Origin of the sequence: Kitasatospora sp. NPDC098663, assembly GCF_044760075.1 — a bacterium.
In the GTDB taxonomy this organism is placed as follows: Bacteria; Actinomycetota; Actinomycetes; order Streptomycetales; family Streptomycetaceae; genus Kitasatospora.
The window spans coordinates 1-14146 of the sequence record NZ_JBIWAP010000059.1 but is presented as its reverse complement, the minus strand read 5'-3'; the positions used below and the strand labels follow the sequence as shown (position 1 = coordinate 14146).

At 67.3% G+C, this 14146-nt stretch carries 10 protein-coding genes and 1 pseudogene; 8 read left to right on the top strand and 3 right to left on the bottom strand.

The annotated features are described in order from the left end of the window. Positions 1-30 precede the first annotated feature (30 nt). The 3 genes and pseudogenes from ACIQVZ_RS37875 (at position 31) to ACIQVZ_RS37865 (ending at position 2126) form a co-directional block, all read left to right on the top strand. Positions 31-393 carry a hypothetical protein gene (locus ACIQVZ_RS37875; RefSeq protein WP_402456543.1) on the top strand — a complete coding sequence of 121 codons (363 nt, stop codon included), beginning with the start codon at positions 31-33 and terminating at the stop codon, positions 391-393. A 61-nt stretch (positions 394-454) separates the two neighbouring features. Beyond that, positions 455-760 (top strand): annotated as a pseudogene (locus ACIQVZ_RS37870) (DUF4277 domain-containing protein); the annotation flags it as partial. A 136-nt stretch (positions 761-896) separates the two neighbouring features. Then, positions 897-2126, top strand: a complete 1230-nt coding sequence (locus tag ACIQVZ_RS37865) for an IS1634 family transposase (RefSeq protein ID WP_402456542.1) — start codon at positions 897-899, stop codon at positions 2124-2126. 214 nt (positions 2127-2340) lie between these two features. Here ACIQVZ_RS37865 and ACIQVZ_RS37860 read toward each other — a convergent pair whose 3' ends face one another. Beyond that, positions 2341-3456: an IS701 family transposase gene (locus ACIQVZ_RS37860; RefSeq protein ID WP_402456578.1), complete on the bottom strand. Its 1116-nt coding sequence runs from the start codon at positions 3454-3456 to the stop codon at positions 2341-2343. A 691-nt stretch (positions 3457-4147) separates the two neighbouring features. Between ACIQVZ_RS37860 and ACIQVZ_RS37855 the strand changes: the two genes are divergently transcribed. From ACIQVZ_RS37855 to ACIQVZ_RS37840, 4 genes are all read left to right on the top strand, one after another. After that, entirely contained in the window at positions 4148-6289 is a 2142-nt protein-coding gene (locus ACIQVZ_RS37855) for a trypsin-like serine protease (protein WP_402456540.1), read from the top strand. A gap of 556 nt (positions 6290-6845) precedes the next feature. Then, positions 6846-11417 carry a polymorphic toxin-type HINT domain-containing protein gene (locus ACIQVZ_RS37850; protein ID WP_402456538.1) on the top strand — a complete coding sequence of 1524 codons (4572 nt, stop codon included), beginning with the start codon at positions 6846-6848 and terminating at the stop codon, positions 11415-11417. Between the two features lie 4 nt (positions 11418-11421). Continuing rightward, complete coding sequence (locus tag ACIQVZ_RS37845) at positions 11422-11928, top strand: Imm1 family immunity protein (protein WP_402456536.1); 507 nt, start codon at positions 11422-11424, stop codon at positions 11926-11928. Positions 11929-12549: 621 nt separating this feature from the next. After that, positions 12550-12681: a hypothetical protein gene (locus ACIQVZ_RS37840; protein WP_402456535.1), complete on the top strand. Its 132-nt coding sequence runs from the start codon at positions 12550-12552 to the stop codon at positions 12679-12681. A gap of 140 nt (positions 12682-12821) precedes the next feature. On the opposite strand, the gene ACIQVZ_RS37835 is transcribed toward ACIQVZ_RS37840, so the two are convergent. Both ACIQVZ_RS37835 and ACIQVZ_RS37830 read right to left on the bottom strand, forming a co-directional pair. Next, positions 12822-13019, bottom strand: a complete 198-nt coding sequence (locus ACIQVZ_RS37835) for a DUF6193 family natural product biosynthesis protein (RefSeq protein ID WP_402456576.1) — start codon at positions 13017-13019, stop codon at positions 12822-12824. Between the two features lie 164 nt (positions 13020-13183). Next, entirely contained in the window at positions 13184-13423 is a 240-nt protein-coding gene (locus ACIQVZ_RS37830) for a hypothetical protein (protein WP_402456574.1), read from the bottom strand. Between ACIQVZ_RS37830 and ACIQVZ_RS37825 the strand changes: the two genes are divergently transcribed. Next, entirely contained in the window at positions 13307-14143 is an 837-nt protein-coding gene (locus tag ACIQVZ_RS37825) for a helicase associated domain-containing protein (RefSeq protein ID WP_402456533.1), read from the top strand. The two genes, ACIQVZ_RS37830 and ACIQVZ_RS37825, sit on opposite strands and share 117 nt — an antisense overlap. Positions 14144-14146: the final 3 nt, after the last annotated feature.

Here is a 14146-nt window from a genome sequence, read left to right as displayed (position 1 = left end):
CGGTCCGTCGGAGTGGGGCATGATCCGCTCATGGAGCGCGTCATCGATCTTGATCAGGCAGCCGCAGTGATCGCTGAGCGGGCTGAGCGATGGCTGGCGGCCGGTCTCAAGGTTGGGCAGGTGACATGGCGGGACGAAACTGCGCGGTGGCCTCGGCAGCTTGAGACCGACAGAGCTCTCGTGCGTGATCCCGACTCCGTCGGCGTGCTCATCTCGGGTCCGGGGGACGCTGGGCTGTCCGTGGTGCTCTTTCGGGGCGGCTGGGCTGACGTGGACTACTTCGACGGCCTCGACAACGGCGGATCGATACCGGCGTTTGGCATCAAGTCAGCAGCGGCCTTCGGAACCCAGCTCGATCAGTGGGTGCCGCGCGTCTTTGGGAGCCTTGGCTAGACCCGGACTTCGCACATAACGAGTTCGGATGATGTGGTGATGCGACCGGTATCCCGGTGGGGTGTCGGTCGTTGAGCCTGGCGTGCCGATATCTCGTTCACGTCGCTCGCGGGTCCACCGTCCACGCTTCGCCGTGGAGATCGTTCCCGTGGTGGAGAGGCGTCTGGGCGCTCTGCCCGCCTCTGCCGAGTTTCTGCGCCGGCTGGACGTGGCCGGGATTGTCGACGAGCTGTGCCCGATCCGTGAGGTCGCGCATCTCACGCACGGCCAGGTGATCGAGGTACTGGTCGCCAACCGGCTCTCCGCCCCGGCACCACTGGTCCGTGTGGGCGACTGGGCCCGGGAGTGGGCGGTGGAGGAGGTCTTCGGCATCGAGCCGGACCTGCTGGGCGACGACCGGCTCGCCCGCGCCCTGGACGCGATCGCCCCGCACCTCGACCAGTTGGTCGGCACCGTCGGCGATCACGGAGTTCGGCATCGATGTGTCCCGGATTCACTGGGACATGACCTCGATGTCCCTCTTCGGTGCCTACGAGGACCAGGACGAGGCCTTCCCACAGGTCAAGTACGGCCACCCCAAGGACCGCAGAGTCGACTTGAAGCAGGTCCAGGCCGGCCTCGCGGTCAGCGGTGACGGCGGGATCCCGCTCTTCCACCGCGTCTACGACGGCGGCGCGGGCGAGGTCGCCCAGGTCGTCGGCGCGATGAACGCCCTGCGCAAGATGGCCGACCGCAGGGACTTCCTGCTGGTCGCCGACTCCAAACTGGTATCCCACCCCAACGTCACCGCCCTGCTGGACGCGAAGGTCGCCTTCATCGCCCCCGCCCCGGCCGCCAAAGTCCCCGACGAGGTCTACGCCGGCCTGGACCTGGAAGACGCACGGGTCGTGGACTACGCCCCGGACCGGGACAAGGGCAAGCCCGCCGACCGGCAAGAGGTCTACCGCGTGCTGGAGGACGTCCACACCATCGCCGGCCGCCGCAAGAGCGACCCGGTGCACACCCTGCGCAGGATCCTGGTCCACTCCACCGGCAACGCCCGCGGCCAGCAGACCGCCCGCGCCAAACGCCTGGCCCGCGCGGCCGAGGACCTGGATAAACTCCAACGCGGCGCCGGTGGACGCTTCTACGGCACGGCCGAGAAGATCGCCGCCCGGATCGGCGTGATCGCCAGGACCCACCGGGTCGAGAACTGCCTGCGGACCACCATCACCACCGACGAGGCGGGCCGGCCCGGCCTGGAATGGCACTTCGACCAAGAAGTGCTCGATGCCCAGGAAGCCGTCGACGGCTGGTACGCGCTACTGACCAGCCTCACCCCCGACCAGGCCACCACCGAACAGGTCCTGTTGCGCTACAAGGGCCAGGTCGTGGTCGAGCGCCGCTACCACGACTTCAAGGGCCCTCTCGCGGTCGCGCCGGTCTTCCTGCAGCACAACCGGCGCATCGCCGCCCTGATCACCGTAATCTACCTGGCCCTGCTGGTGTTCTGCCTGATCGAGCGCCAGGTCCGCCAAGCCCTTGGACCCGAACTGACCATGCGCGGCCTCTACCCCGACAACCGAGCCGTCCGCCCCACCGGCCGCATGATCTTCTACCATCTGGCCAGCCTGATGATCCGCCCCGGCACCGCCACCAGCCCACCCGTCGTCCTCATCAACCGAGGAGTCCAAGCACACCTGCTCGAACTCCTCGGCATCGACGAAACCCGACCCCGCTGGCTGGAAACCTAAAACCCCATGTGCGAAGTCCGGGACTAGTACTGCAATCACAGTTATGGGGTGTGGCCTCGGCGTTTGTAGTGGCTGAGGCGGGCCCGGGTCTGACTGAGGCGTCTCCACCATGACCAGCGCAGATGATGCGCGGGAGTGAGGTGGCGGGGTTGGAGGACCAGGCCGATGAGGCGGCGGATCTCCGCGACGGACAAGGGTATGAGGGTGGTTTGTCCTAATCGACAGCCCCCTTTTCCAGCTCCTCGGCACGGATCGCGGTCAGCGCGGCGAGGGCGGCCATGGCCAGGGTGATGTGCCGGTACCAGGCGTCGTAGCGGCGGACCTGGTAGTGGTCCAGGCCGCACTCGTTCTTCGCGACCTGGAACGACTCCTCGATCGCCCACCTGGCCGCGGCGACCTTAACCAGATCCTTCAGGCGGGTGGTGACGGGGCCATAGCACACGTAGTGGGCGATCTCGGTAGGGTCGCTGACCGAACGGCGGGCCAGCACCCAGTGCCCAATGCCGTCCTCCCACACGGGGCGGATCGCCACCCGGGCCCAGTCGTAGATCCGCTCGCCGTGGGAGCCCTTGCCGCCGGACAGGCGCTTCCAGGCCTGCCGCGGGAGGTCGGCGACCAGCCCGTCGACCCGGACCTCACGCCACCCGGTCGTGATCACAGTGTCGTTGACCCTGGTGGCCAGCACATACCCGACGCCGCGTTGCTCCAGCCACACGCGCAGGTGCTTGACCTGGCCATACGCCTCGTCCGCCGTCACCCACGCGAACGGCACCCCCGCGTCGATCGCACGCTGCAGCATCCACCGGAAGTGCTCGTTCTTCGTCGCGAACGGCACCTCATCGGGCACACCAGCCGCCCGGCAGCGCTCACGGTCGTCCGTCCACGAGGCCGGCAGGTACAACTCCCGGTCGATCAACGCGCGACCCTTGGCCGAGGCATAAGCCAGGAACGTGCCGATCTGGGAGTTTTCTGTTCTGCCCGCCGTCCCGGTGTACTGGCGCTGGACCCCGGCCGACCGCGAGCCCTTCTTCAGGAAGCCGGTGTCGTCGCCGATCAGGATGCCGTCCTTCGCGCCGATGGTCTCCACGACGAAGTCCCGCACGTCGTCGCGGACACCGTCCGCGTCCCAGTCCGCCTCGCCCAGCAGCCGCTGCATCCCGATCGGATGCCCCTCGCCCGCCCGCTCCGCCAGCGTCCACCCGTTTTTCCGCTCCAGCGGCGCAATCAACCCCGCCATATACGTCAGGGCCCGCGCACGCGGCTCCGACCTGGAAAAACGCCCAGAGAACCGCTCATGCAGCCCAGACAGCGTCTCCTGCCAGGAGCCGATCTGCCCCACCCCGAGATCCACAGACACGACAGAACACAACCACAGTCACTGTCAGAACTCACAACTTCCCCACCAGTAACCGTGATTGAAGTACTAGCGGCCCGGCGACCCGCCGCCCGGTCGGCCTCGGTCCGGGCCTGGTACTTCCTCAGTTTCTCCTGATGGGCCGCCGTTTCCGCGGCCAGCCGCTTCTCTGCGCGGGCTCGGGTGCGCCGTCGTGTCGGAACCCGGCCGGGTGTCCGGCGAACCTGCCGGGGCCGTTGTCTCGGCCCGTCGGCCGCCGCAGCTGGCTGCCACGGACGCCGAGGTCGTGGCGAATGGCAGCCTGCAGTGTCTTGTTCTGTGGTTGGAGGGCGCACTGGGTGACGCAGGGACGCCTGCGCAGAGGGGGAAGCGTCATCGAACTGTGATGCTTGGTTGATGATGTTTCGATGGTCTGTTTTGGTTCGAATTGTCCATCAGATCTGATTGATCGCCATGGTCGCTTCGGCGTCCTGGCGTGGAGACTTGAGTGCAGGTCACGGGGGCTTGATGCCGTTAAGGTTGGACTTTGACGTGCTGGATCCCGGTCGATAGCGTCCGCTTGGTCTGCTCTTTGCCGGCACGGGGGGCGGCTGGCGTCTCCCGGCTGGCGTTTTACCGGGAGTTTTGAATGCACACTATTATTAGAAGACTGGCGCTGCCTCTGGGGGTGGCGCTGGCGATACCGGTGGTGGCCGGTTCGATGCCGGTCGCGGCGACGGCCGCGGAGGCCCCCGCCCCGGTGGCGGTGGAAAACTTTGCCTACCCGGACGCTGCGAAGGTCCCGGTGGACCTCAACGTGACCTTGAAGTCGGGTGACGGGAACATCCGGCTCGCGGACTGCACCTCGCAGGAGAACCTGCTCGTGGTCTGGAGTCTGGCGACCGAGCCGAACAACAGGTGTTTCCGGGTCACCGGGCCTTCAGGATTCCTGTCGATGGAGATCCCCAAGGTCTTCAGTATCAAGGGTGACGACCACGTAGTGAAGGCCACCCTCACCTCGGAGGGCAACACCAGCACCGTCGACATCGAGAAAAACCTCAACACCCCGGTCGGCGCGGGTACCAACAGCAGCCCTACTGTCCTGCTCGAGCTCAATGCCAGCGGCGGCACGTCTGCGCCGCAGGCCACCAGCGACTACCCCGCCGTCGGGACACTGACCGTCGGCACGGCCGGCCGTGCCGCCTCGCGCGGCTGCACGGCAACCGTGGTCGACCCGCTGTGGGCGCTCACCTCCGCAGGCTGCTTCACAGACAACCCGGCGTCGCTCGCCGCGGGCGCGCCTGCGGCGAAGAGCACGCTCGTGGTGGGCGGCACATCGGTTGATGTCGCAGAGATTGTGCCCCGCACGGACCGCGACCTCGCCCTGGTCCGCCTGGCCGTTCCGGTGAGGGGCGTCACCCCGGTCAAGCTCGCCACCACCGCCCCGGCCGCCAACGAGAACCTTCGGGTCATCGGCAACGGCCGCACCGCCACGGACTGGATCCCGGCTAAGCCCCACGCAACCACTCACACCACCGGTGCCGTCACCGCGACCTCTGTCGACACCGTTCCGGCCTCCGGGTCCGCCGCGGTCTGCGCCGGCGACGCCGGCGCACCGCTGCTGCGTGATGCAGGCGGCTCCGTTGCGATCGTCGCCGTTGCCTCCCGGTCCTGGCAGGGCGGCTGCCTCGGCACCCCCTCCGGCGAGACCCGCACTGGCGCGTCCAACAGTCGTACGGACGACATTGCCGCTTGGGTCCAGCAGACCGTCGCCAAGTGGTCGACCGCGGTGAGTTCCGCCTCCGCCATTGTGAACTCCGTCTACAACCCGGATTCGAAGACCGCCGAGATCTTCTCCCTGGGCACCGACGGCATCCTCGCCCACAACTCGAACAGCGAAGGCAAGGGCTGGTCCGGCTGGAGCAGCCTGGACGACAACTGGCGGTTCGCTGGCATCCCCGCCACGGTCTACAACCCCAGCACCGGTGCCACCGAGCTGTTCGCCATCCGCACCAACGGCGAACTGGCCCACAACTACTGGACTCGCGCTACCGGCTGGGGCGGCTGGTCCACCATAACCAGCGGTTGGTACCTCACCGGCAGCCCTATCGCCGTCTACAACTCGTACACCAAGACCGCCGAGGTCTTCGCCATCGGCGCGTCCGACGGGAGGATGGCTCACTCCTGGAGCACCAACGGCGCCCGATGGGAGCCCCTGGCCCTCCTGGGCGACTGGGCGTTCAAGGGTACCCCCACCGTCGTCTACAACTCCGGCACCAACGCCGTCGAACTCTTCGCCGTCAACACGTGGGGCGACCTCTCCCACAACTACTGGGCCGCCTCCGACCCTAAGTGGCACCCCTGGAGTTCGATCGGCAGCACCAAGTTCACCGGTAGCCCCACTGCTGTCGTAAACCCCACGAACAACAGCGCCGAGGTCTTCGTCGTCACCGACACCGGGGCCATGGCCCACAGCTACAGCGTCAACGGCGACCTGTGGCGCGAGCCCACCACCATCGGCAGCGGCAGCTTCAACGGTACGCCGGCCGCCGTCTTCAACCCCGCCGCCAACGCCGTCGAACTCTTCGCCATCCGCAAGACCGGCGAACTCGCCCATAACTACTGGACTAGCACCACCGGCTGGAACACCTGGAGCAACATGGGCGACTGGAAGTTCACCAGCACCCCGTCCGCGACCTACAACGCCTACGTCAACACCCTCGAGCTGTTCGCCCTCGGCACCAACGGCGTCATGAACCACTCCTACTACGAGAACAATATCTGGAAGGGTTGGTACGACATGCCCGGCTGGAAGTTCGCCACCAACTAGCCAAACCCGCTGGTCGGCCAGCCCGTACGGTACGCAACTGATCGGAGACACCAGCGCCACCACCATCGGCGACACCATCTGCCTGGTCGCCATCGGCGGCGACAACCGTATCTGGACCGCCGAGGTCGACGGCTCCTGGACCACCTTCGATGCCGTCGCCAGCAACGGCATCCAGAGCATCGCCGCCACCGTCACCGGCAGACCGGCTCGCGGATCTCACGCTGGGCCAACGGTACTCGCCTCATCCTCTGGGATTGCGCCCGGGCCACAGCACTCATTTCAAGCTTGTCTCCGCCACCTGATCCCGTCCCGGAGTGCGGGCCGCCACGGCTGAAGCGGCGGCCCGCACTTCGAAGCTCCGCAGCCGCACGCCCTCTACTGGCCTGTAGCGGCGGAGCCGTGCCGGGGAACTGCCTCGCGCCACCTGCTGAACACCCTACGAACGCTCCACAGGCACTGGCTCACACGCCGGTCACCGACCTGATAGGACATCAGACTTTCGATGAGGATCACGGAAAGAACGAGCACGGCGCGATGGCGGGCTGCCATCGGTGTCGTGGCCAGCAGCCTGCTCACAGGGCTGCTGGCGATACCGGCCGTAGCGGCCGATGCCCCGCCGGCCGAAGGCCCGGTCGCAGACCGGGTGAAGGCCGTGGCGGCATGGGAGGACGGCGGGCCAGCGGTACGGCGGGCCGCCGCGATCGCTCTCTCAGGCTCCGACGCGGACGTGACCGCCTTCGTGACGTCCGGTCGGGCCGCGGCTGCGGAGCAGGACCTGCGTGCGCAACTGGAGGAGCTGGTCGCCGCCTCCGGGCCGACGGTTCGCGAGCACGCGAAGGCCGCGCTGGCCGGCTCCGCGGCCGACATGCAGACCTTCCTCGACAAGAAGCTGAAGTGGGCGTACGAAGGTGATCAGCGGCTGGCGCTGATCCAGATCATGTCGACTGGCGGGTCCGCGGTGAAGGACGCCGCGAACAAGGCGATGAACGGCTCCCTCGCCGACGTCGACAAGTTCCTCGCCGACGGCCAGTACACCGCCCGCGAGGGCGATGACCGGCTCAAGCTCATCCAGCTGATGTCGGTCGGCGGCCCGGAGGTCAAGAAGGCCGCCAACACCGCGATGAACGGCCCCGTGGAGGACGTCCGGGCCTTCCTGCGCTACGGATACCAGACCGCAGCCGCACACGACCAGGAGACCCTGGACATCGCGCAGCTCGCGGACCTGACCAAGAACGCGGCCGACCAGGCCGGTGAGCAGGCGAAGACCGCCAAGGACACAGCCGCGCAGGCGCTGGACGCGACCAACCTCGCCAAGCAGGCAGCCGAACTGGCCGCCAGCGAGACGCGCGCCGCCCAGGCGGATGCCTCGAAGGCGACGAACGCAGCGGGGCGCGCGGCGGACGCGGCCGAACGCTCTGCGGCAGCGGCCGAGAAGGCCTCGGCGGCGGCGAAGGCCGCGAACGAGGCAGGACGCCAGGCTGCCAGCGCCGCAGCTAACGCGGCGTCGGCCGCGGCCAAGGCCGGAAATGCAGCCAGCCGGGCGTTGGACGCGGCAAGCCGGGCCGCTCGCGACGAGGCCCAGGCCGGCAAAGCACGGGATCTCGCCCTCGCGGCCGTGAAGGCCGTCATCAACGCCAAGAGCGCGGCAGAGTCCAGCCTGTGGGCTGAACAGGCGGCCCAGCATGCCAAGGAGGCGGCAGGCTCCACCAAGTCCGCGAGCGACAACTCTGCTGCGGCCGCCACGGCATCCGCCGACGCAGCCGCACAGTCCGGGGTCTCTGATGAAGCCGCCGACCGGGCCCGCAAGGCTGCCGCCCGGGCCAGAAGCGCCGCCGCAGAAGCCGGACGGGCGGCGACCGCCACCGTCAAGATCGCCGATGAAGCCGCGGCAGCGGCCCACGAGGCGCGCCAGGCCGCGCTCTCGTCTGCCGGGCACGCCGAAGCCGCCGCAGCCGCAGCCGAGGACGCCGCCAGAAACGCCGGGCACGCCGCCAACGCGGCCCAGATCGCACAGACAGCAGCCGAAGCTGCCGACCAGGCCTCCACCACAGCGGCGAACGCGGCCGCCCAGGCACACAAGGTCGCCGACATCGCCCGCGCCGCCGACCAGGAACGCCTGAACGCGCAGCAGGCCGCCGAAGTGGCAGCCGCACAGAAGGCATATCGCGAAGAGGAGCTGAGGAAGCAACAGACCACTTGGGCGGCGGGCCAGAAGACCGAGCTAGCCGCCGACATCGAGCGGCTCCTCACGGAGGCCACCGCTACCGGGGTGGACCAGAAGGTCGCAGTGACCAAAGGCCGTCAGGTCGCGGTCCGGCTCCTGGAGGCAGGTGGTCCGTGGGTCAAGGCCGCAGCCGAGCGTGCGCTGGAGGGCACCGACGGATCGGTGCTGGGCTTCCTAAGTACTGACCTCGCACTGGCACGTGAGCAGGACGATCGCGTCAGTGTAATGGCGATCGCCGAGAGCGCCCAGAAGCTGGAGCAGCGTCTCGCAGCCGAAACCGCCTCCGTGGGGTCCGCCGCGCAGGTGCGCGAATTCCTGGCCACCGGCGCCTACCCCGGGCAGGAGGGCGACGATCGGCTCCTGCTCACGCAGATCATGTCGGGCGGGGGCCCAGCGGTGAAGGACGCCGCAAACACCGCCATGAACGGCAGCCACACCGACGTGCGCGCGTTCCTGACCAAGGGCCAGTACACCGCCCGCGAGGGTGACCAGCGGCTGCTGATCACCCAGGCCATCGCCTCCGGTGGTCCGGAGGTGAAGGCGGCCGCCCAGGCCGCGATGGCCGGGCCATCCTCCGGACTTGAGGCGTTCTTGCAGATCGGGCTGCCTAAGGCCCGTGAACGCGACGCCGTCACCGCCGCCCACGTCGCCACCGTCGACTCCTACCTGGCCGGCATCGACGCCAACGTCGCACAGGCCCACCAATTCGCCGCACAAGCAGCCGAGTCCTACGCCACCGCCCGCGGCCTAGCCAACGAAGCGGCTACCGCCGCCGGTCGGGCGGCCGCGTCCGCCAAGGAAGCCGACGACTGGGCGGTCGTGGCCAGAGCCGCCGCCGACCGGGCCTCAGCGTCTGCCGACCAGGCCAAAGGCCATGCCAAGCAGGCCCGTACCGCCGCAGCCTCCGCTGATCAGGCGGCGCGGAGCGCCAGTGCATCCGCGGCCCAGGCCACAAGCTCCGCGCAGCAGGCCAGGCGGTACGCGGCCATCGCGAAGGACGCGGCCGACCGGGCCGCCGCCTCCGCCGCAGCTGCCGGCAAGAGCCGCGACGAAGCCGAACAGGCCGCCCGCGAGGCGAAGGTCATCGTCGCGAGGAAGCAGCAGGCGGAGGCTGTCACCCGCCAGGCCGTCGCCTCCGGGACAGTCATAAACAACGGAGACGAGCGCGCCTACTACGTCGAGGTCGTCGAACGGCCCGGCTTCCAGAAGAAGACCATTTCCGACAACCTCGAGCGGTGCGATCACGGCACCATGGGATTGACGGACAGACTCGTCTACGGCAACGGCAACTGGCGCAAAAACGAGGCGGGAGTGCTGGTCTGCGACGTCACGACCACCGCCCTGTTCACCGGAACCGTCGACTACCTCATGCGGACCTGCCCCGAGCCTGGCCTGACGGTCGAACAGTGTAAGGGCAAGTACAGCGTCTGGGACACCATCGTGCTCAGCAGCACGACCCTGGACCGCAAAACGGTCACGGCCACCATCGTGATGACCCGCGAACAGTTCTTCGCCAGTGGTGCTGCTCCGGTCTGCTTCCTCGAAGTCTGCTACAGCGGCGCCGGGGCCGGCTTCCTGGCCAACGTGCTGTACGGCGACGCCATCGAATGCATCAACCACCCTGGCATCACAGAGGCCTGTGGATTCGCTGCAGCGACCCTCCTCCCCGCCGCCATCGTCCTCAAGAGCGCGAAGGCAGTAGCAGCATTCCGCGCCGCCACCGCCACCGGCATCGGCGTCGCCGAAGCAACAGCCGCACTCGACGCCGCACTCGGAGCGACAAACCAAGCCCTCGTCAAAAGCCTCACCGCCACAGCCGGACTCGTTACCAAGTTCCGCCTCGCTCTCAAGGACGGCGTCGGCACGGAGGACGCCCTTAAAGTCCTCCGCAACGACCCCAACATCTCGCCGAGTCTCCTCGGCCAGCTCGATGGCGAAGGCAGACTGGCAACTGCCCTACGCTCCTGCCCAACCCAAGTCCCTAACAGCTTCCCCGCTGGCACCCTGGTCCTCCTGGGAGACGGCACGAGCCGCTCCATCGAGGCCCTCCGTGTCGGCGACCAGGTGACCGCGACAGACCCAGTCACCGGTATCACCGGCCCGCGCACCATCACCGACACCATCCGCACTCCCGACGACCGCGACTTCACGGAACTCACCATCCAGGGCGTTGACGGCCCCCTGAGCGCCGTGACCGCGACTGACCACCACCCCTTCTGGGTCCAATCCACCCGCGCCTGGACCGACGCCGCAGCCGTCAAGCCCGGCGACACCCTGCGCACCGACACCGGCGCCACCGTCCAGGTCGCCTCCATCCGGCACTGGACCGGCCTCGAACCCGCCTACAACCTCACCGTCGACGGCCTCCACACCTACTACGTCCTCGCTGGCGACACCCCTCTCCTCGTACACAACATCACCCCCGCGGAGGAAGCCTGCCGGATCCTCGCGATCCTGGCGAAAATGCGGGTCCGTCCCGAGGACAAGGGCGCCACCCAGGGGTGGGCTAGCGTCCGGCAGACTGATGGGACACTGAAGCTCGAACCCTCCTCCGTCGATAGCGGAGATTGGAAGAGCGCAGAGGTCAAGGAGATCAGTGACTTCCTCCGGAAGCCCGAGACCGGCCTTCCCCAGTTTCCGAGTGCTATGACCACCTACCCAACCGCTGAGCACGCCGAGGTGAAGATCGCCTGGGACGCTGCGAAGAGAAGGGATGAGGTCAAGGAGATAGAGATCGTGATCAACAACCGCGATGGGGACTGCACGTGGGCCAGGCCCGGGGTCGGTTGCGCGTTCTCGATCCCCAAGATCCTCTACACGGGCCAGACCGCAATCATCCGGTGGGTCGACAAGGAGGGCGTGCTGCAAAAGACTGAGATCATCAAGGGGACAAGGGAGAAATGAAAGAATGATTCTGGAAATCAGCATTGCAGGCATCACTAAATATCCCGCGAACTGGGGCGAGACCGAAAAGATGATCTCGGAGGCCATCAGTTCGATTAGCCCCGAGGAAGTCACTGCCGGGCAGCGCAGCGTGGGATCGCAGGTGTGGTTCTCCTTTATCGAAACGCAGGCTGAGCACCCGTGCGCCTACCTCAGCGTCGCGGCCAATGAGGCGACCGGCTTCGGAGCTGTTACATGGTGGACGAACAATCTGCCTCCCCGGGTGGGTGGAATCTACGACTACGTATGGATCTCCGACAACCCCACCCCATCCGAAATCGACTCGCAGCTCGTGTCCGATCCGCACTATCCCCTGTATCATGATCCCGCCAGCGCGATCCCGATCTCTCAAGTCAGGACCGTGATCGAAGATTTCTGCAGCTCCGAAACCGGCGAACGCCCGGAATCCATTGCCTGGGTGACCGGCGAAATCAACGGGCAGAGGCACGATAAACCGGACTTCGACATTTAACCGATATATGATCGCCGCTGACTGAAGTGTGGTGCGGCGGCAAGCCTCTTGAGGATTCGGCAGAAAACACCAAAGCGTCGATCTGGTTCGTGCACGTCAGTGCGTGTAATTTGGGCCGGCCGTCCCAGCTGCAGGGCCGAACCCTGCAGAGCGAAGGAGCAGCAGCAGACCGCGAACGACGTGGGAACCCGAGCGGTATCGGCCCGAACCCGAAGCGCGGCATAAACTCCCGCCGGTCTTGAGGAAGTACGCAGGCCGCCACCTACCAGGGTGGCGGCCTGCTGGGCCTCGGCCACGATGGTCGACGAGGTCTACGGACACGTCGATGTTCACGACCCGGCATTCGACGCCGCGCTCCGCGCGGTCTGGGGCGAGATGAAGCGACCGTGAAATCGCTGCTGCCCCTCTACACTGACCGCCCCGACCGTGAGGGGCGGGACCGGTTGGAGATCCTCACCACGCTTATCGGTGCCCCGGCCCTCGACCGAGTCTTCCGCGACGTCATCATTCGTATCCCGCAGGGCCACCGTGTCTACCAGTGGGCCTGCGTGGGTCCGGCACAGCGGCGGGGACCTGTGCGCGACGTACTTCCAGGAGCGGGAAACGGCCCGGGGGAACGGGATGACCAGGGCGGAGTTCCTCACCGCCGCCGAACCACTGCCGCGCGCCGAGTACGGCCGGGAAGGGGCCTGCCTGATCCGCCTGTCGGTGGTCGTGCAATTCCCCACGATCTGCGGTTTCGTGTCGGCGTAATTCCCCACCCCCGTAGTCACGAGCCCCAATGGGGACGGTGACCGGCACCAGGTGAGTCTCGAAGTCATCCCTCGTTTCGGGGTCCGGGTTCCTGGCCGGCAGCGTTGTCACGGAACCACTGATCCACGAACGCGACCGCCTCAGTGGAGTCGGCGGTCGCCAGCAGCACACGGTTGTCCCGCCAGGGGGATGCCAGAACGGAGCCCGGCATGGATGCCGGGGAACCCCTCCGCACCCCGGTCGCGAAAGCTCTGTGACAAGGAGAAATTCAGGCTGCTGTGCGAGGTCCACGGATACATCGAGTGAAGCCGGGGCACGGAAGCAGCCGCCTGGACCAGAGGTCACATCGAACGTGACACCCAGTTGTCGGGCGCCTCTGGTGGCCGGTATCGCACCAGAAGCTCGTCCCACACCGCCGAAGCCTCGGCCTCAAAAGTCTGGTTGCTCATATGTCTCAAGGTGTCCTCGGGCCGGCGCCGAGGATCTTAATCCCCTGGATAGGCTATGAAGATATCCCATTTCGAATTGTCATCCCGATCATCGAAAACCATTCAAGGCAGGGGATCCCGATCGAGGCCGGGTCAAAAACTACATCCCCGTTCTGCAGCCATAGCCCCTTGGCGTCATGCTCTGTCAACTCAGCAATCGCCTGATCGATATCATTGAGGACTGCACATTTTATCTCTCCCGTCTCATGCTCCAGGAAATCCCGAGGCGCCCCCAGCGACTCCCCGGCGGGAATGATGCAGTCCTGGTGAAAGTAGGCGCGGGCAAGGCGTACGAGTTCTGGATACTTTTTCATAGTGCAGGACATGACGTCTCTATTTGGAATCCTTCGAACATGGTCAAGTCCTTGCCCGGGGTGACGATCCACGGGCTGGATGTGGGGCGGTGGCTGGAGCGGCAGCGCCAGCACATCGTCTGGCAGGGTCTCATGGAGGGGCAGCGTGGGCGCCTGGCCGCGCTCGGCATCACACCGCTGGCGGCCCCGGCCGAGGAGGCGGTGCCGAAGAAGAAGGCCGGCGCCGGGAAGCCGAGCGCCTTCGACCGCGGCCTGACCGCCCTCGCCCGGGACCGGGAGCGCACCGGAACGGTGACCGTGCCCCGCGGCCATGTCGAAGAGATCCCCGACGGCGACGACGGCGCGACGGTGGAGGTGAAGCTCGGGGTGTGGATCTCCAACACCAAAACCCGACGGGCCAAGCTCACCGACGCGCAGCTCGACCAGCTCGCCGCGCTCGGGCTCGACTGGCGCGCCCGGCCATCGTGCCCGCTGGGGGCGCTCCAGGCCGCCTCTGGCCGCTCTGTCCGCCGTGTCCGCCGTGTCCGCCGTGTCCGCCGACAGCATCGCAGGCCACCGCCGGGGTCCCGCACAGCGGGTGTCGCCATGAGCCGATCGGACGAAATCCGTGGACACCCGCCGCCGGGGTCCCGGCCGGAGACCCGGCGGGCTGAACACTGACTG